Source organism: Streptomyces sp. NRRL F-525 (assembly GCF_000716605.1).
GTDB lineage: Bacteria > Actinomycetota > Actinomycetes > Streptomycetales > Streptomycetaceae > Streptomyces.
The window spans coordinates 55,171-73,277 of sequence record NZ_JNXE01000017.1 but is presented as its reverse complement, the minus strand read 5'-3'; the positions used below and the strand labels follow the sequence as shown (position 1 = coordinate 73,277).

The window sequence follows — 18,107 nt, the reverse complement described above, 5'->3', positions numbered from 1 at the left end:
TCTGCAAGGAGCTTCACGCGCATGCCCTCCACACGATCAGCCCGCAGGGCGGTCCTCACCGCCGTCACCGTCGTCACGGGAACCCTGCTCCTGAGCGGCTGCGGCGACGGGAAGGACAGCGGCGACACGACGGCGGGAGCGTCGTCCGCCACCCGCCGGATCACCGACGCGACGGGCCGCTCGGTGCGGGTGCCCAGCACGCCCGAGAAGGTCGTCGCGCTCAGCGAGCCCACGCTCGACGCCGCGCTCGCCCTCGGCATCGCGCCCGTCGGGACCACCGCCGGGCGCGGTCAGACCGGCGTGTCCACGTATCTCGCCGCCAAGGCGTCCAAGGCGCAGGTCGTGGCCACCGTAGCTGCGGCCGATCTGGAGAAGCTGGCCGCGCTCCAGCCCGACCTGATCCTGCTCGACGAGACGACCGCGGCCAAGAGTCAGGTGACCAAGTTGCAGGCCATTGCCCCGACCGTGGTCACCGCCAAGCTCAACGAGGACTGGCAGAAGGCCTTCACCGCCACGGCCGACGCCCTCAACCAGAAGGCGCAGGCGGCGAAAATACTCGACGGCTTCGACGCCGACGTGACCGCCACGAAGAAGAAGCTGGGCGCCGACGCCGGGGCGGTCGTCAGTGTCGTCCGCTGGCAGAACGGCGCCCCCTCCGTGGTCGGCAAGGGCGTGGGCCACGTGGGCTCCACCCTCTCCGCACTGGGCCTGGACCGGCCCGCGGACCAGCAGGGCGCGAGCGCCGGGCACAGCGAACCGGTCAGCCTGGAGAAGCTCGCCACCATCGATGGGGACTGGCTGTTCTTCGGCACCCTCGGCGACCGGGCCGACGGCGAGAAGGCCTACGCCACGGCCAAGAAGGTGCCCAACTTCAGCAAGTTGAAGGCCGAGAAGGAAGGCCACGTGGTCGTCGTCCAGGGCTCGGCGTGGAACAGCGCCGGCGGACCGCTGGCGGCCCACATCGTCCTGGACGACATCACGAAGGCGCTGACCTCATGAGCGCCGAACTCACCGGCCGCCTCGCCCTGGTGACCGGGGCGGCCCGGGGCATCGGCGAGGCCGTCGTCGCCGCGCTCGTCGAGCAGGGCGCCCGGGTCGTGGCCACCGACCTCGACGCCGAAGCCGTACGGGAACTGTCCGCGAAGTACGGCGACCAGGTGACCGGCCGCCCGCTCGACGTCACCGACCCGGCCGCCGTAGAGGCACTCGTCGAGGAGTCCGAGCGCACCCTCGGTCCGCTCGACATCGCCGTCAACGTCGCCGGAATCCTGCGGAGTTCGCATGTCGTCGACCTCACCGACGAGGACTGGGCGGCGACGTTCGCCGTCAACGCGGACGGCGTGTTCCACGTCTCGCGTTCCGCCGCCCGCCGGATGGCCGGGCGCGGCCGGGGCAGCATCGTCACCGTCGCCTCCAATGCGGCCGGCATCCCCCGCACCGGCATGGCCGCCTACGCCGCCTCGAAGGCCGCGGCCGTGATGTTCACCAAGTGCCTCGGCCTGGAGGTGGCCGCCCGGGGCGTGCGCTGCAACACGGTCTCCCCCGGCTCCACTTGCACCGACATGCAGCGCGCTCTGTGGACGTCCGGCGACGAGGCCGAAGCCGCCCGGCGTGTCGTCGAGGGGGACCTTCCGTCGTACCGCACGGGCATCCCCCTCGGCCGGATCGCCGAGCCCTCCGACATCGCGGACGCGGTCGTCTTCCTGGTCTCCGACCGCGCCCGGCACATCACCCTGCACGACCTGTACGTCGACGGCGGCGCCACCCTGCGCGCCTGAAGCGTCCACGGCTCGTACCGTCCCCCCACTGGAGACAACCATGACGACTTCGCTGAGCGAACCCTCCGCCCCCACCACCGCCTCCCCCGGTGCGGCGACCGCCCTGCTGGACACCTACCGCCCCACCGGTGACCGACTCCTCGCCACGCCCCGCCACACCCTGCTGGGCCGCGGCACCGTCGCCGAAATACCGTACGACACAAGCCCGTTGACCCGGCGCGTCCGCGAGGCCCTGCACGCGCGGCGGCGCGCGGGCGACCCGGCGCCGGTCGTCATGGGCTCGCTGCCCTTCGCGCCGGACGCCCCGCCCGCCCTGGCGATCCCGCGGAGCGTGCGGTGGGCGCCGCCGCTGCGCGAGGACCCGCTCATCGCGCTGCCCGTCCCCCATCCCGACGACCGGCCCGACTGGCGGGTGCGGGAGGTCCCGGCCGCGGAGCACTACGGCGCGGCGGTCGCCTCGGCCGTCGCGCGGATGCGGGCCGGGGAGTTCGACAAGGTCGTCCTCGCCCGCACCCTGGAGCTGACCGCCTCCCGGGAGCCGGATCTGCCGGCCATGCTGCGCCGGCTGGCCCGCCGCGACCCGGGCGGGTACACCTTCGCCGTGCCCAGCGGCCCGGGCCGTACCCTCGTCGGCGCCAGCCCCGAACTCCTCGTCGCCCGCACCGGGGGACGGCTGACCGCCAACCCGCTGGCCGGGTCCGCGCCCCGTAGCGCCGATCTCGCCGAGGACGTGCGCCGGGCGGCCGCGCTCCTGGAGTCCCCGAAGGACCTGCACGAACACGCCGTCGTCGTGGCCGCCGTACGCGACGCGCTCGCTCCGTTCTGTACGCGGCTGGACGTGCCCGAGCGGCCCACGCTGCTGCGCACCGCGGCCATGTGGCACCTGTCGACCACGGTCAACGGCGAACTCGCCGACCCCGACGTGTGCGCGCTGCGCCTGGCGTCCGCGCTGCATCCGACACCAGCCGTGTGCGGCACCCCAACAGACGTGGCCCGCAAGGTGATTGCCGAGTCGGAGCCCTTCGACCGGGGACCGTACACCGGGATGGTCGGCTGGCAGGACGCGGACGGCGACGGCGAGTGGGTCGTGACGATCCGCTGCGCGGAGGCCGAGGGGCGTTCGCTGCGGCTGTTCGCGGGTGCCGGTGTGGTGGCCGCGTCGTCGCCGGAGGCCGAGACCGCGGAGACCGCCGCCAAGTTCCGTACGTTCCTGCACGCCGTGGGGGCGACGCTGTGACCGCCGACCTCTCCCCCACCACCCCGGGTGTCGACGCGCCCACCTGGCCCGCCGAGTTCGCCGCGCGCTACCGTGCGGCCGGTCACTGGCGGGGCGAGACCTTCGACGGCTTCCTGCGCGAGCGCGCGGCCGCCCACCCCGACCGGATCGCCCTCGTCGACCCGGCACCCGGGCGGCGCACCTGGACGTACCGCCAACTGACCGAACGCGCCGACCAGTTGGCCGCCGGGTTCGCGGCACGCGGTATCCGCAAGGGCGACCGTGTCGTCCTCCAGCTGCCCAACGTCGGCGAGTTCGTCGAGGTGGTCTTCGCGCTGTTCCGGATCGGTGCGCTGCCGGTGTACGCGCTGCCCGCGCACCGGGAGTCGGAGATCGGCCACTTCTGCTCCTTCGCGGAGGCGGTCGCGTACGTCGTCCCGGACGTGCACGCGGGGTTCGACCACCGGGTGCTCGCCTCGCGGATGAAGGAGCAAGTCCCGAGTCTGCGGCACGTGTTCGTCGTCGGCGACCCGGGGGAACACACCGCGCTGTCCGACGTACCGTGCGACCCGGCGGGGTTGCCGGAGGGACCCGCGCCGCACGAAGTGGCGTTCCTCCAGTTGTCCGGGGGCACGACCGGCGTGCCCAAGCTGATCCCGCGCACCCACGACGACTACATCTACTCCCTGCGGGGCTCGAACGAGATCTGCGGGGTGGACGGAGACACCCGCTTCCTCGTGGTGCTGCCGGCGGCGCACAACTTCCCGATGAGTTCGCCCGGTTGGCTGGGCGCCCTGTACGCCGGAGGTACGGCCGTGCTGTGCCCGCGGCCCGACCCGGCGACGGCGTTCCCGCTCGTCGAGGGCGAGCGGATCACCATGACGGGGCTGGTGCCGCCGCTGGCGCTGGTGTGGACGGAGGCCGGGCCGCAGGCCGAACAGGACCTGTCCAGCCTGGAGTTGGTGCTCGTCGGCGGTGCCAAGTACAGCGTCGAGGCCGCGCGCCGGCTGGAGCCCGCGCTGGGTTGCCGACTGATGCAGGTCTTCGGCATGGCCGAGGGGCTGGTCAACTACACACGCCTGGACGACGATCACGAGACCGTGGTCACCACGCAGGGCCGGCCGATCTCGGCGGACGACGAGATCCGCGTCGTCGACGGGGCTGAACTCGACGTCGCCGAGGGCGAGTTCGGGCAGCTGCTCACCCGCGGCCCCTACACGATCCGCGGCTACTGGCGGGCCCCCGCGCACAACGCCACCGCCTTCACCGAGGACGGCTTCTACCGCACCGGCGACATCGTGCGCCGCACCGCGAGCGGTCATCTCGTCGTCGAGGGACGGGCCAAGGACCAGATCAACCGGGGCGGGGAGAAAGTCGCGCCCGAGGAGGTCGAGAACATCATTCTCGCCCACCCCGCCGTGCACGACGTGTCCGTCGTCGCAGTAGCCGACGACTACCTCGGGGAACGCTCTCTCGCCTACGTCGTCCTGCGCGAGGGTGCCGGGCCGCTGAAGCCGGCCGCCGTCAGACGGTTCGTGCGCGAGCGCGGTGTCGCCGCCTACAAGGTCCCCGATCTCGTCGAGTTCGTCGGCGCCCTCCCGCAGACCGGCATCGGAAAGGTCAGCAAGAAGCAGCTGCGGTCCACCGCACAGCAGCACTGAGCTTCACCGCAGCAGCACTGAAAGGTCCCCTCCCCCATGGCACTTCCCGCCATCGCCGCCTATCCGCTCCCGTCCGCCGGGGAGTTGCCCGCGAACCGGGTCTCCTGGACCGTGGATCCGGCACGCGCCGTCCTGCTCGTCCACGATCTGCAACACCACTTCCTGTCCGCGTTCCCGGCCGGTGAGCAGCCCCTGACCGGGCTGCTCGCCAACACGGCCCGTCTGCTGGCGGAGTTCCGCAGGCTCCAGGTGCCGGTCGTCTACTCCGCGCAGCGCGGCGGCCAGACACCCGAGGAACGCGGACTCCAACTCGACTTCTGGGGACCGGGCGTCGCGGACGACCCCGAGGCCCTCGCCGTGCCCAAGAGCGTGGCTCCCGAGAACGGAGACATCGTTCTCACCAAGTGGAAGTACAGCGCGTTCGCGCGCACCGACCTGGAGGCGCTGCTCCGCGGACTGGGCCGCGACCAGTTGGTGGTCGTCGGCGTGTACGCGCACATCGGCGTGCTGATGAGCGCCTGCGACGCGTGGTCGCGGGACATCCAGGCGTTCGTCGTCGCGGACGCGGTCGCCGACTTCTCCCGCGAGGACCACGACATGGCCCTGCGCTGGGCCGCCGGCCGCTGTGCGGTCGTGACCACCACCGACACGCTTCTGAAGGAGGTCTGAGCCGCATGCCGCTCACCCTGGAGCAGATCCGCAGCGATGTCGCCGAGTGCCTCGGCGAGGACCCGGCGGACATCCCCCTCGACGAGAACCTCGTGGACTACGGCCTCGACTCCGTCCGCGTCATGGCGCTGCTGGAACGCTGGCGCCACGAGCACGCCGTCCAGGCGGACTTTGCCGACCTCGCCGAGCGGCCGGCCATCGAGGCCTGGGCACCGCTGCTGGGGGTCGCGTGACCACCACGCTCGCAACCGAGACCCAACTTCCGCTGACGGCCGCCCAGTCGGGCATGTGGTACGCCCAGGCCCTCGACCCGACGAGCCCCGCGCAGAACACCGCGGAGTGCCTGGAGATCGACGGCCCACTCGACCCCGACGTCTTCGCGGCGGCCCTGCGCCGGGTGACGGACGAGGCGGACGCGCTGCGGGTACGGATCGAGGACACCCCGGACGGACCGCGCCAACACCTGTGCGCCGCCATCGAGTTGCCCCTGACGTTCCTGGACCTGCGCGACACGCACGACCCCGAAGAGCGGGCCGAGGCGTGGATGCGCGCAGATCTCGCCGAGCCCTTCGACCTGGCGTCGGGACCGCTGTTCCGGCACGCCCTGTTCCGGGTGGGCGAGGAACGCTGGCTGTGGTACCAGCGCATCCACCACCTCGTGATGGACGGCTACGGCTACTCGCTGCTCGTCCGCCGCACCGCCGAGCTCTACACGGCGCTCGCCAAGAGCGAGGAGGCGGGCCCGCGCACGTTCGGCACCCTCGCCGACCTCGTCGCCGACGACGCCGCCTACCGCTCCTCGGACGTCTTCGCGGCCGACCGCGCCCACTGGACGCAGGCGTTCGCCGACCGCCCGGAGGCACCCCGCCTCGCCGGCCGCGGCGCGCTGCCCTCGCGCACGTTCGCCCGCCGTACGGCGTATCTGCCGCCGGAGACCACCCAGGGCCTGCGCGAGCTCGCCGCCCGGCTCCGGGCGACCTGGCCGGACGTACTGATCGCCGCGCAGGCCCTCTACACCTCCCGCGCGACAGCCCGCCCGGACGTCGTGCTCAGCCTGCCGATGATGGGCCGCATGGGCTCGGTGGCCCTGCGCGTCCCCGGCATGGTCATGAACGTGCTGCCGCTCCGGCTGGCCGTCTCCCCCGACGCGACCTTCGCCGACCTGGTGCGCCAGGTGGTCCTCGGCATCCGGGAGGTCCGCCGCCACCAGCGCTACCGCTACGAGGACATCCGCCGCGACCTGGGCCTGCTGGGCGAGAACCGCGGCCTGGTGGGCCCGCTCGTCAACGTCATGCCCTTCGACTACGGCGTCGACTTCGCCGGCGCGCCCGCCCGCGCCCGGAACCTGTCCGCGGGCCCGGTCGACGACCTGACCGTCAACATCTACGACCGCGCCGACGGCCGGGGCCTGCGCATCGACCACGACGGCAACCCCACCCTCTACGACGAGTCCGAACTCGCCGCCCACCAGGCACGGTTCCTGCACCTCGTCGACCAACTCACCGCCGCCGACCCGCATCTGCCGCTCGCCACCCACTCCATCGCCACACCGCCCGAACAGGCCCTGGTTCTCGACGAGTTCAACCGCACGGACCGCACGCTGCCGCCGACCACCCTCGTCGGACCGATCGAGGCACGCGCCGCCCACACCCCGGACGCGACGGCGCTCGTGTTCGGTGCCGTCTCCCTCACCTACGCGGAGCTGAACTCCCGCGCCAACCGCCTGGCCCGGCACCTGCGGTCCCTCGGCGCCCGGCCGGGCGCGGTGGTGGCGGTCTCGGTGCCTCGTTCGGTGGAGCTGATCGTGGCGCTGCTCGCCGTACTGAAGGCGGGGGCGGCCTATCTGCCACTGGATCCCGACTATCCGACGGAGCGCCTCGCCTACATGCTCGGGGACGCGGCACCGGTGTGTGCCGTCACCGACCGGACGGGCCGCCTCCCCGACGACACGGGGACGCCGTTCGTCGTCCTGGACGGGGTCGACCTGTCCGCGTATCCGCCGGTGAACCCGGCGCGGGCGCTCACCCCGTCCCATCCGGCGTACGTCATCTACACCTCCGGTTCCACCGGCCGCCCCAAGGGTGTCGTCGTCCCGCACGGCGCGATCGACAACCGGCTGCGCTGGATGCAGCACGCGTACGGGCTCGGTCCCGGGGACCGGGTGCTGCAGAAGACTCCGTCGTCGTTCGACGTGTCGGTGTGGGAGTTCTTCTGGCCGCTGCGGCAGGGCGCGACGCTGGTCGTCGCCGAGCCCGGCGGGCACAAGGACCCGGTGTACCTCGCCCGGCTGATCCGCGAACAGGCCGTCACCACCTGCCACTTCGTGCCGTCGATGCTCCAGGTCTTCCTCGCCGGACCGGACGCGGCCGGGTGCGGCGGACTGCGCCGCGTCTTCTGCAGCGGCGAGGCCCTGCCCCGCGAGACCGCGCACACCTTCGCCCACACACTGCCGGGCGTGGAGCTGCACAACCTCTACGGCCCGACCGAGGCCGCCGTCGACGTGACGTACCACGCCTGCGTCCCGGAGGACTCGGGGCCGGTGCCGATCGGGCGGCCGGTGTGGAACACCCGCCTGTACGTGCTCGACGCGGCGCTGCGACCCTGCCCGCCGGGAGTGCCGGGCGAACTGTTCCTGGCCGGGCGGCAGTTGGCGGACGGCTATCTGGGCCGCGCGGAGCTGACGGCGTCCCGCTTCGTCGCCGATCCGTTCGGGCCGCCGGGCGAGCGCATGTACCGTACGGGCGACCTGGCGCGCTGGACCGGACAGGGCGAGGTCGAGTACCTCGGCCGCACCGACCACCAGGTGAAGTTGCGCGGGCAGCGCATCGAACTCGGCGAGATCGAGGCCGCGTTGACGGCCCAGGACGGCGTGGAGGGTGCCTGTGCGCTGGTCCGGGAGGACCGGCTCGTCGGCTATGTGACCGGCGGGGCCGAACCGGCCGCCGTGCGGGCCGCGTTGGCGCGGGTGCTGCCCGAGCACATGGTCCCGGCGGCGGTCGTCGCCCTCGACGCGTTCCCGCTGAGCCCCAGCGGCAAGCTGGAGCGGCGTGAACTGCCCGACCCGGTCTTCGCCGGCGGCGAGAGCGCCCGGCGCCCGGCGAGTCCGCGCGAGGAGGCGCTCACCCGGCTCTTCGCACAGGTCCTCGGCGTCGAACGGGTCGGTCCCGACGACGCGTTCTTCGACCTGGGCGGAACCTCGCTGTTGGCGGTACGGCTGGTGGCGCGCGTCCGGGAGGTGTTCGGCGCCGAGTTGACGATCGGCTCCCTTTTCGAGGCGCCGACGCCCGCTGCGCTCGCCGCGCGCCTCGATGCCTCGGCACCGGCGGCCGAGGACGCCCTGGACGTCGTACTGCCCCTGCGGGCCGAGGGCGACCGGCCCCCTCTGTTCGCCATCCATCCAGCGGGCGGCATCGCCTGGTGCTACGCGGGACTGTCCGCCCGACTGGGCCCGGGGCAGCCGGTGTTCGGCATCCAGGCGCGCGGGCTGGTCCACGACGAGCCGTTGCCGCGCACACTCCAGGAAGAGGCCGCCGACTACACCGCGCGCATCCTGGAGGTCCAACCGCGCGGCCCGTACCGCCTGTTGGGCTGGTCGGTCGGCGGGGTGCTCGCGCACACCGTGGCGGTCCTGCTCCAGGACGCGGACCACGAGGTCGAACTGCTGGCTCTCCTCGACGCGTTCCCGGCCGAGCAGTGGCGCGACCGGCCCGCGCCCGAGGAGGGGGACGCCCTCACCGCCGTCCTGCGCATGGCGGGCTTCGACCGCACCGGCGAACGCACCCGGGACGACGTACTGGCCACCCTCCGCCGCGCGGGCAGCCCCCTCGCCGGACTGACCGACCACACCCTCACCCAGATCGTCGACATCGTCCCCAACCACGCCCGCATGATGCGTGAGCACCAACACCGGCTCTACGACGGCGAGTTGCTGTTCTTCACGGCCGCCGCCCCACGCGCCGAGGACTGGCTGACCCGCGAGGCGTGGCGCCCGCACGTGAGCGGCGCGATCATCAACCACGATCTCGACTGCACGCACCCGCAGTTGATGCGGGACGGACATCTCGACGACATCGCCACGGTACTGGCCGCCCGCTTGAAGAAGCTCGACGCCCGGCGAGGGGAGGCGACGCGCGGGTGACCATGGCGCCCGCGCACCAGCTGCGGCCGGGGCAACTCGCGCGGGGCCCACAGCTGTTGGTTGTACGGACCCCACCGACCGACACCCCGCTCGACATGTCGGTACTCGACGACGGGGAACGGTAGCGCGCGATGGCACTACGGAGGCCGGGCGAGCGGGCGTCGACGTCGAGCAGGTCCCCGCGCCGGCGTTGGTTCGGGACGCGGCACGATCCCTGCACCCGGCCGAGCGGGCCGAGTTGGCGCGGACCGTTCCGGAATCCCGGTCCGTCGCCTTCGCCCGCTGCTGGACCCGTAAGGAGGCGTTTCTGAAGGCGACCGGCGAGGGCCTTTCGGGCGCTGCTTGCAGGGTGTGCATGTGGGGACCGGCCGCTGTCCGTGCGAGCCACCGCGTTGGCGGGTGACCGACGTCGATGTCCCGGCGGGATGGACAGCGGCCTGTGCGGTGGCAGCCGACTGACCTCTCAGTCCCCGAGCAACTCCACCAGACCGTCGGCCAGTTCGGTCCGCCAGCAGAGGTAGTCGTGGCCGCCGTTGAACTCCCGGTAGGAGGCGTCGTGGTAACCGGCGGCGGCCAGGGTCTCGCGCAGTCGGCGGGCCGCGGGGAGGGCCACCCATTCCTGTTCGCCGAAGGAGAGCCGGAAACGGACAGGCAGCCGTGGGGTGTTGGCGAGCTGCCGGGTGAGCCACTCCGTGTCCGGGCCGACGGGCCACCAGAACGACCCCGACTGGGCCAGGACGTTCCCGAACCGGTGCGGGGCCGCGACCGCCGCGTAGGCGGCGGTGAGACCGCCGAGGCTCTGTCCGGCGATCACCGTGCGTACGGGATCGGTCGTGACGGGCAGCCGTTGCGCCGCCCATGGCAGCAACTCATCCTTGAGGAAGCCGACGAACTCGGGACGGCACGTCAGTTCCGCCCACCGGGTGCCGGCGTCCACGGAGTCGGGCAGCACGGCGGCGAGCGGCGGGACCCTGCCGTCCGCGATGAGGTTGTCGAGCAGGTGCGCGAGGCCGAGTCGTGGCCCCCAGTGCTCTCCGTCGAGGAGGACGAGGACAGGGAGTTCCGACAACTCCACTGCGGCGACCGGCGGTTCGTAGAGCCAGACCCGCCGATCGTCGCCGAAACGCGCGCTCGCCACCTTGTGTTCGGTGAGGGTGCCGTGCGTGATGTGCTGCCTGGGCACCCAGTCCAACGCGCGCGGGGCGGCAGGGAGTTCGGCGTAGGAGACACCTCCACCGTCCCAACGGCGGGGCAGCGTGCGGGGGTTGAAGGGGTCGATCCGGCTCCGGGTGCGCAGCCTGCGCCAGTAGTCGGGTGTGCCCGGGGCCGGTCCGTCGCCCTCGTCGACGTGGAGGTCGTAGGTGCCGCGCCAGTCTTGGCGCAGGCGGAGCGTCCAGTGCCAGATGTCCGTGCCGGGCAGGTGTTCCATCAGGTTGCCCTCGGGGGCGCGCGGGTCGCCGAGTTTGTTGGGCAGGACCTGGACGGCGCGGGTGGCCGGGCCGCCGCGCCACAGGAACGTCACGGCCAGGTGGTCGGTGCTGCCCAGCGGGTCCGGCGACACGAGCGGGGTGCCGCGTCGCCGGACGTCCGCCCAGAACTCCGCCACGCCGTCCGGAGCGGGTAGCGCGATCCCCGGTTCCATGAGGCGTGGTACCGCGTCGGGCCGGGCCAAGCGTGGCGGGTGGTGCGGGGCGCCCTCGGGCGGCGGGGGCACGGAGGCGGTCATGCGGGCGGACTCCGTCCGACGAGGCAGCGCTTTCAATTAGGCAAGCCTAACTTCATGTGCCCGCATCCCCCGCCCCGCCCCCTTTGCCCGCGTGTCCCGCCTCGCCTCCCTGGAGTTGCGTCACCAGCGCTTCTGACTCGCGAAGAACCGCTCGAAGAAGTCCACCTTCGCCGCGTCCGCGAGGGCGAGCCTGCCGAAGCGGTCGCCGAGTTCCATCGTGGTCGCGAAGCGGTGGTTCGCCGCGGGCCAGCGGGTGAGGCCGTGGCCGTTGGGGTCGCCGTGGGTCGCGAAGTTCACCACGTAGTCGGAGAGGGTGTCGGCGACCGTGCGGTCCGCGTCGGTCCAGGGCAGGTTCGTGGCGTAGAGGTTGTCGAAGACGTAGTTGATCTCCGAACCGTGGTACGCGCCACGAGAGTTGGCTCCGGTCGCGGTCGGCGGGACGTGCTCCCAGTAGTACGTGAAGACCGGGCTCTTCGCCGTCTTCGCCCACTCCGCCGCCCACAGGTTCGCGGAGACGCGCGAGCCCTCGCGGGCGGAGGCGTTGCGGGCCTGGCCCGCCTCCGTGTCGGTGGTGGCGGGGTAGAGCTTCAGGAACTCGTCGGCGAGGGTGCCGTACTCCTTCTCCGCGGTGCTCAGATAATCCGCGAGCTTCACGGTCGGGGCCGGGGAGGCGCCGTTCTCGTCCTTGTTGCCGCCGGCCAGCACGGGCACGTCGTTCAAGTGGCCGCCCGCCAGGGCCTGTTCGTACGTCCACGGCTTGACCCAGCCGTCGAGGACCGGGCGGAACTCCGGCGGGTTGCCGTTCACCGGTCCGCTGACCGTGGTGTCGTTGGCGTTCTGACCCGCCATCAACTTGGCGCTGTCCAGGGCCCGGAGGGCGGTCAGTGAGGTGGCGCCGAGCGCATTGGCGTACGCGGCGCCCTGGCTCTCGGCCGTCTCCAGCGTGCGGTACGACGCTGCCAGCGCGGCGATCTCGGGGTCGCCGGTGGCGCGGGCGCCGGCGCTCTCGGAGATCGCGCCCTGGAACAGGCCCTTGGCGAGCGGGGAGTAGATGAGGTGCATCACCGAGGCGCCGCCCGCGGACTGGCCTGCAATGGTCACGCGGTTCGGGTCGCCGCCGAACGCGGAGATGTTGCGGCGCACCCAGCGCAGGGCCGAAATCTGGTCCAGGAGCCCGTAGTTGCCGGATGCCCCATGGCCGGACTCGGCGCTGAGTTCGGGGGTGGAGAGGAAACCGAACGCGCCGGTGCGGTAGTTGAGGGTCACGACGACCAGGCCCTTGGCGGCGAGGCCCGCGCCGTCGAAGCCCGGGTCGGAGGCGTAACCGCCGGTGAACCGGCCGCCGTAGATCCAGACCAGGACCGGGCGCTTCTCGTGTGAACTCGCCGCGCCTGTCCAGACGTTGAGGTTGAGGCAGTCCTCGCTCATCGTGACCGAGGCCGAACCCATCATCTGCTGGGGGCAGATGTCTCCGAAGGTGTCCGCGACGCGCACGCCCGTCCAAGAGGTCGCAGGCTGCGGGGGACGCCAACGGTTGGCGCCCGCCGTGGTCGCCGCGTACGGCAGGCCCTTGAACACGGTGACGCCGGAGACGAGGGAGGCCACGCCGGACACGCGGCCGGTGTCGATGCGGAGGGGGCCGGTGAGCGGGGTTGCGGAGGTCGTGCGGTCCGCCGCGCCGGCGCTCGTTCCTGTACCGACGAGTGCGGCCGTCGCGGCGACGGCCAGCGACCCGTTGACGAAGGTCCGGCGGTTCATGGCGTTCGAAAGCATGGGGGGCTCCCTGGTCTAGGTACTTGCGAACGTAAATTCCGCCGACCGGGAGCGCCAACAATATTGTCAACTTCAGAGCGGATCCACAGCATGCTCCCGCAGCGGGCCCACGGACAGGCCGCGCACCGCGCAGGTGTCGAGGATGCGGGGCACGGCACCGAGGGTGGCACGCCAACTGCCGGGTGCCGACGTGCAGTCGGAGTCGTGCAGCAGGACGGTGCCACCGCCGCGCAGGTCCGCGGCGACCGTCCGGTGGACCGACTCGGGTGTGGCGCGCGCCCTCCAGTCCTCGCCCCACGCCGTCCACAGCACCGGCGCGAGGTCCAGGCGGCGGGCCGCGAGGTGGGCGGCGGTCGACATCACGCCGTAGGGCGGCCGGAAGAGCCGTGGCACGCGGCCGGTGAGGTCGCCGACCGTGTCGCGGGCGCGGGCCAGGTCGTCGTGGGTGGCGCGGGGGCCGCGCAGCAGCAGCGGGCGGTGCAGCCACCCGTGAACGGCGATCTCATGTCCGGCAGCGGCGATCTCGCGGACCAGACCGGGGGCGCGTACCGCTTGGTTGCCGAGGAGAAAGAAGGTGGCGTGCACCCGGCGCTCGTCGAGCAGCCGTAGGAACAGCGGGGTGGAGAGGGGATCCGGCCCGTCGTCGAAGGTCAGCGCTACGTGGTCCGGCCGGCCGCGGCCGGCGAGGCGGGGCATGACGCGGTTGCGCAGCGGGCCGTAGGTGGAGAGGACGGGCGCGGCGTACGCGGCGGCGAGGATCGGGAGCGCGGGGAGCGCGACGCGGGCGGTCGTACGGAGGAGGCGGGTGGCTGTCATGCGTGGTGCCCCTTCGCGTGGCCCTGGACGGGCACTCGCCCCGTGTGGTGCGCGTGGCCCAGGTCGTCGAGGTCGAGGCTCTGGCCTATCGCGTGCATCAGGCCCGGGCCGCTCTCGGTCGTGGCGACCGCCGTGCCGACCGCGCCCGCCCAGACCGCGCAGGCCAGGGCGGTGGTGGTCGCGAGCCGCAGGGCGGCCGGACGGGCGACGCGCCGAGCGGCGGGTGGGGTGACTCGCGGGGCGATGGGGGCGGCGGAGGGGTGAGCGGCGGATACGAGGATGTGCTCGACGCCCGCCCTGCAGATCCTGGCCGTCTCCGTGGCCGGGCCCCGGTCCGGGCCGTGGGGGTCGGCCGCGAACAGGGCTAGGCCTGCCTCCCGTTGCAGGAGTCCTCGTGGGCCGTCGATCAACTCGCCTAGTACGTGCTTGAGTTGGGCCGGTTCGCGGATCCACGCGGCGACGCCCGCCTCGTCCAGGGCGGCCGCGTTGGTGAGGCCGTGGCCGGGTATGCAGCCGTAGCTGGCGACGGGCAGGCCGGCGGCGAAGGCCTCCAGGGAGGTCAGGCCGCCGGCGTTCTGGACCAGGACGTCGGCCGCGTGCATCAGGCCGGGCATGTCGTCGACCCAGCCGTGGACGTGTTCGATGCCGTCCGCGCGGAGCTGGTCGGCCAGGGTCTCGTTGCGGCCGCAGACCACGAGCGGTACGGCCGCGCCGCAGTCGCGCAGGTCCCGGGCGACCTCACGGACCGGGCCCACGCCCCAGGAACCGGCAACGAGCAGCGCCAGCGGGGCAGTTGGAGGCAGGCCGAAGCGGGCGCGGGCCGCGGCGCGTCCCGTCGCGTCCACGGGGTGGAAGCGCGGATCGGCGACCGGGCCGCACACGCGGACGTCACGCGCGCCGGCGGCCCGGGCCTGCGCGGCGGGCACGGCGTGCAGCGCGAGGTGGACGTCGACGCCGTCGGCCACCCACAGCGGGTGCACCGAGAAGTCGGTGAGGTAGGTGAGGACGGGGACGGTCAGCCGGCCGTCGAGACGGAGGTTGCCCAGGACCCGGCTCGCGCCCGGGTAGGTCGACACGACGGCGCCGGTGCCGTCGGGCAGGGCACGCAGCAGCCGTTCCTCGGCGGAACGCAGCAGCGCCTTCGCGACGGGACCGCCGCCGCCCGCGCGCTCGGTACTGCTGTAGATCCGCTGGTAGGCCCACGGCGCCCGGACGAGCAGGCGGTGGTAGCCGTCCCGGACGAGCCGGCCGAGCCGGGCGGGCAGCACGTCGAGCAGGTCGAACCGGTCGACCGTGAGACCGGCCGCCACCAGCCGCCGCTCCAGTTCGGCGGCGGCGCCGTCGTGACCGGCTCCGACACTTGCCGAGACGATCACGACACGCTCGGCCGACGACGGGCGGCGCACCGGATTTCCGAGGTGGGGCATGGGCTGTTTCCTCCGCGGGTGGAGTGGAGCGGCGAAACTCTACAACATGTAGTAGGTAAGCTCGTACGACATGTAGTAGATCGCGTCCGCAAAGCCCTTGATCGACGCCCTGGTCGATCTCCCCGACCCCTCGGTCCATCCCTTCGAGCCCTTGGCGCACTTCCTACAGGCCGTAGTAGGCGCGCGGGTAGGCTGGGACGTCGAGCGGTGAAAGGCGGTGGGGTGAACAGTGCACGACCGGAAGAACGAGGAGCCCGGCGCGACGTCCGGCAGGCGGGCGCGCGGTGAGCTGGAGAGCGGGGTTCTCGCCGCCCTCTACGGGGCCGACGAGCCTCAGACCGCGCGCCAGGTCAAGGACCGGCTGCCCGGGGACCTCGCGTACACGACCGTGCTGACGATCCTGTCGCGCCTGTACGACAAGGGGATGCTCGTCCGCCGGCGCGCGGGCCGCGGGTACGCGTACGCGCCGGCCCGGGACGAGGCGACCCACACCGCGGAGCGGATGCGCTCACTGCTGGAGCACGGCACCGACCGCGAGGCCGTACTCACCCGCTTCGTCTCCGAACTCTCCGCGCAGGACGAGCAGTTGCTGCAGCGACTGCTTTCCGGGAACGACGCACCGCCCTCCACCGGCCTCGTCGACGAAGGACCGTGAGCCGGTGTTCATCAGTGTGTACGTCCCCCTTCTGATCACCATGATCCTCGCGGTCTTCGCACCCCGCGCCGCCCGCCGGCTGGCCCCGCGCCCGGCCGCCTGGTCACTGGCCTCCGCCGCGCTGGTGGCGTCGCTCGGCTGGCTGGGTTCACTGGCGCTGCTGGCGTTCGCCGGGCTGGTGCAGATCCCGGAGGTCGCCGAGGAGGGCCGGTGGTCGGTCGCCGCCGTGCGCGAATCCGACCCGGTCTACCTCACCGTCGCCGGGCTCGCCGCCCTCGCACTCCTCACGTCCGCCGCCGGGCTCACCGTCGCCGCCGCACGTCAGCTACGGCATCTGCGCTGGGCCCGCCGCGAATGCCGACTCCTGCCCGGCGACACCGAGTTGGCCGTCCTGGACATCGAGTCGCCGGAGGCGTTCGCACTGCCGGGGGCGCCCGGGCGAATCGTGGTGTCGAGCGCGATGCTGCGCTGCCTCGGCGACCGCGAACGCGAGGCACTGCTCGCCCACGAGCGGGCGCACCTGCGCGGCCGCCACCATCTCTTCCAGACCCTCTGGCGCCTCTCCGCCGCCGTGAATCCGCTGCTACGACCGCTGTCCGAGGCGGGCGGCTTCGTCCTGGAGCGCTGGGCCGACGAGGAGGCCGCGGTGCGCGTCGGCGATCGTACGGTCGTCGCGCATGCCGTGGGCCGGGCCGCGCTCGCCACCTCGGCGAACCGTTCGCGCCCGGCGCTGGCCGCGACCGGCGGAGCGGTACCGCAGCGGGTCCGCGCGCTGCTCGCGCCTCCTCCCCCACGCAGGGCCCTGCCGTTCGTCGCGGGCGCCGCCCTGCTCGCCGTGTGCTGCCTGAGCCTGGCCGACGCCGCGACCGACAGCGAGGAGATGATCGAGACGGCGCAGCACGTGGCGTGCGTGACGACGGAGGCGCGGGCGGTCCCGGCGCCGTCGGGCCCGCAGCACGAGGTGTGCTGTGAACACGGACAGCCGGACGGGCCTGTCCATCACCGCTGAACCGCCGGACGACTCTCCCGCCCGCGGAGGGGGGGTCCCGTGGAAGTGTGACACTGACACGAGTAAGTGACACACTTCCACAGCCACCCCTACCCCCGAGGCCCTCCGCCCCTGAACAGCGCCGATCGCACCATCCACCCGAAATACACCCGTGTTATCGTCGCCCTGTCCATCGCCAGGAATCCTGTTGATCGGCACCCCGGCGACCGGACTCGGATCCCCCGTCGCGCTCACTCCACGAATGGAGCGGCATGTCTGTTCTGGCCCGGCCGGCGGTGGCCGCCTTCGCCGCCAAGTCCCTGCAGCGTCTTTCCGTCATGGCGGACCGGCGCCCGAGCGGGCGCGGTTCCGCCGCCTCCTCGCATCAGCGGCTGCCTGACTTTCCGCGCCGGACACGGGAGTTGACGATCCCGACCAGCATCGCCCCGGCCCGCGCCACGGTGTACCTGCCGGCCGGTGAAGGGCCGCCTCCGCCGGTGCACGTGAACTTCCACGGCGGCGGCTACGTCGTCCCCCTGACCGAACTCGACGACCCGCTGTGCCGTTTCCTCGCGGCGGAGGCAGGCGTCGTCGTGGTCAACGTCGACTACGTCGTCGCGCCGCAGCACCCGTTCCCCGCGCCGCCCCGGCAGGCCTTCGAGGTGGTCCGGTGGATCGCTGAGCACGGAGCCGAGCAGGGCTGGGACGGGGACCGGCTCACCGTGGGCGGGCAGAGTGCCGGGGGCGGACTCGCGGCGGCGGTGGCCCGGCAGTCACTGGAGGAGGGCGGCCCCTCGATCGCGCTCCAGGTGCTGCACTATCCGCCGCTGGACCTGGCGACCAGCGCCAAGGACAAGCACTCCGCCATCGCCAAGCCCGTGTTGCGGCCCTGGATGGCGGAGGTCTTCGACACGTCGTACGTCCCGGATCCGAAGGTGCGCGCCGACCGGCTGGTGTCGCCCGCGCATCCGTCGGACACCGCGGACCTGAAGGGCATCGCCCCGGCCCTGGTCATCACGGCGGAGTACGACCTGCTCAAGGCGGAGGGCATCGCCTATGCCGACCGGCTGCGCACGGCGGGGGCACTGGTCGAGCACGTAGACGTCGCCGGAGCCGACCATGGCTACGACGGCACGGACGACGAACGGGCCCTGCAGACCTACTCACTGATCGCCCGTCAGGTACGGGACGCCGTCGGCGCCGCCTGAACTCCCTTCCCTAGCAACGCACTTCGCCGACCATCCCCCTCGGACGGCCGGC

14 protein-coding genes and 1 pseudogene are annotated in these 18,107 nt (G+C 72.8%); 11 read left to right on the top strand and 4 right to left on the bottom strand.

Annotated elements, in window-relative coordinates; genetic code table 11:
• Positions 1-21: 21 nt before the first annotated feature.
• The 8 genes and pseudogenes from OO69_RS24580 to OO69_RS50325 form a co-directional block, all read left to right on the top strand.
• A complete protein-coding gene (locus OO69_RS24580; protein ID WP_033282925.1) occupies positions 22-999 on the top strand; it encodes an ABC transporter substrate-binding protein in 978 nt (325 codons plus the stop codon).
• Positions 996-1,778, top strand: coding sequence for a 2,3-dihydro-2,3-dihydroxybenzoate dehydrogenase (locus OO69_RS24575; RefSeq protein ID WP_033282924.1), 783 nt, complete (start codon positions 996-998; stop codon positions 1,776-1,778). Before OO69_RS24580 ends, OO69_RS24575 begins: the two co-directional genes overlap by 4 nt.
• Before the next feature lie 40 nt (positions 1,779-1,818).
• The gene (locus OO69_RS24570) at positions 1,819-3,015 is read left to right on the top strand and encodes an isochorismate synthase (RefSeq protein WP_033282923.1); all 1,197 of its coding nucleotides are present in this window, start codon (positions 1,819-1,821) and stop codon (positions 3,013-3,015) included.
• Entirely contained in the window at positions 3,012-4,655 is a 1,644-nt protein-coding gene (locus OO69_RS24565) for a (2,3-dihydroxybenzoyl)adenylate synthase (protein WP_033282922.1), read from the top strand. The genes OO69_RS24570 and OO69_RS24565 overlap by 4 nt, the downstream gene beginning before the upstream one ends.
• Positions 4,656-4,691: 36 nt before the next feature.
• The gene (locus OO69_RS24560) at positions 4,692-5,324 is read left to right on the top strand and encodes an isochorismatase family protein (RefSeq protein ID WP_033282921.1); all 633 of its coding nucleotides are present in this window, start codon (positions 4,692-4,694) and stop codon (positions 5,322-5,324) included.
• Between the two features lie 5 nt (positions 5,325-5,329).
• Positions 5,330-5,557 carry a phosphopantetheine-binding protein gene (locus OO69_RS24555; RefSeq protein ID WP_033282920.1) on the top strand — a complete coding sequence of 76 codons (228 nt, stop codon included), beginning with the start codon at positions 5,330-5,332 and terminating at the stop codon, positions 5,555-5,557.
• Positions 5,554-9,462 (top strand): amino acid adenylation domain-containing protein, encoded by a 3,909-nt coding sequence (locus tag OO69_RS24550; RefSeq protein WP_267885208.1) that lies wholly within the window; start codon positions 5,554-5,556, stop codon positions 9,460-9,462. The genes OO69_RS24555 and OO69_RS24550 overlap by 4 nt, the downstream gene beginning before the upstream one ends.
• A gap of 169 nt (positions 9,463-9,631) precedes the next feature.
• A pseudogene (locus OO69_RS50325) lies at positions 9,632-9,865 on the top strand (4'-phosphopantetheinyl transferase family protein); the annotation flags it as partial.
• A 60-nt stretch (positions 9,866-9,925) separates the two neighbouring features.
• Here the strand turns inward: OO69_RS50325 and fes are convergent.
• The 4 genes from fes to OO69_RS24530 all read right to left on the bottom strand — a co-directional run bounded on the left by fes (position 9,926) and on the right by OO69_RS24530 (position 15,204).
• Positions 9,926-11,188, bottom strand: a complete 1,263-nt coding sequence (fes, locus tag OO69_RS24545) for an enterochelin esterase (RefSeq protein WP_033282919.1) — start codon at positions 11,186-11,188, stop codon at positions 9,926-9,928.
• A gap of 120 nt (positions 11,189-11,308) precedes the next feature.
• The gene (locus tag OO69_RS24540) at positions 11,309-12,961 is read right to left on the bottom strand and encodes a carboxylesterase/lipase family protein (protein ID WP_033282918.1); all 1,653 of its coding nucleotides are present in this window, start codon (positions 12,959-12,961) and stop codon (positions 11,309-11,311) included.
• Between the two features lie 72 nt (positions 12,962-13,033).
• Positions 13,034-13,777 (bottom strand): polysaccharide deacetylase family protein, encoded by a 744-nt coding sequence (locus OO69_RS24535; RefSeq protein ID WP_033282917.1) that lies wholly within the window; start codon positions 13,775-13,777, stop codon positions 13,034-13,036.
• Entirely contained in the window at positions 13,774-15,204 is a 1,431-nt protein-coding gene (locus tag OO69_RS24530) for a glycosyltransferase (RefSeq protein WP_033282916.1), read from the bottom strand. Before OO69_RS24530 ends, OO69_RS24535 begins: the two co-directional genes overlap by 4 nt.
• A 229-nt stretch (positions 15,205-15,433) precedes the next feature.
• On the opposite strand from OO69_RS24530, the gene OO69_RS24525 reads away from it, so the two are divergent.
• From OO69_RS24525 to OO69_RS24515, 3 genes are all read left to right on the top strand, one after another.
• On the top strand, positions 15,434-15,859 hold the full coding sequence (locus OO69_RS24525; RefSeq protein ID WP_033282915.1) for a BlaI/MecI/CopY family transcriptional regulator: 426 nt from the start codon (positions 15,434-15,436) through the stop codon (positions 15,857-15,859).
• Positions 15,860-15,863: 4 nt separating this feature from the next.
• Positions 15,864-16,868 (top strand): M56 family metallopeptidase, encoded by a 1,005-nt coding sequence (locus OO69_RS24520; protein WP_033282914.1) that lies wholly within the window; start codon positions 15,864-15,866, stop codon positions 16,866-16,868.
• A 251-nt stretch (positions 16,869-17,119) separates the two neighbouring features.
• A complete protein-coding gene (locus OO69_RS24515) occupies positions 17,120-18,055 on the top strand; it encodes an alpha/beta hydrolase fold domain-containing protein (protein ID WP_033282913.1) in 936 nt (311 codons plus the stop codon).
• The last annotated feature ends 52 nt before the right edge of the window (positions 18,056-18,107 follow it).

Bases quoted from the DNA above. Each gene is read 5' to 3' on its own strand.
- OO69_RS24580 (WP_033282925.1), top strand. From the start codon at position 22: ATGCCCTCCACACGATCAGCCCGCAGGGCGGTCCTCACCGCCGTCACC.
- OO69_RS24575 (WP_033282924.1), top strand. From the start codon at position 996: ATGAGCGCCGAACTCACCGGCCGCCTCGCCCTGGTGACCGGGGCGGCC.
- OO69_RS24570 (WP_033282923.1), top strand. From the start codon at position 1,819: ATGACGACTTCGCTGAGCGAACCCTCCGCCCCCACCACCGCCTCCCCC.
- OO69_RS24560 (WP_033282921.1), top strand. From the start codon at position 4,692: ATGGCACTTCCCGCCATCGCCGCCTATCCGCTCCCGTCCGCCGGGGAG.
- OO69_RS24555 (WP_033282920.1), top strand. From the start codon at position 5,330: ATGCCGCTCACCCTGGAGCAGATCCGCAGCGATGTCGCCGAGTGCCTC.
- fes (WP_033282919.1), bottom strand. From the start codon at position 11,188: ATGACCGCCTCCGTGCCCCCGCCGCCCGAGGGCGCCCCGCACCACCCG.
- OO69_RS24540 (WP_033282918.1), bottom strand. From the start codon at position 12,961: ATGCTTTCGAACGCCATGAACCGCCGGACCTTCGTCAACGGGTCGCTG.
- OO69_RS24535 (WP_033282917.1), bottom strand. From the start codon at position 13,777: ATGACAGCCACCCGCCTCCTCCGTACGACCGCCCGCGTCGCGCTCCCC.
- OO69_RS24530 (WP_033282916.1), bottom strand. From the start codon at position 15,204: ATGCCCCACCTCGGAAATCCGGTGCGCCGCCCGTCGTCGGCCGAGCGT.
- OO69_RS24515 (WP_033282913.1), top strand. From the start codon at position 17,120: ATGTCTGTTCTGGCCCGGCCGGCGGTGGCCGCCTTCGCCGCCAAGTCC.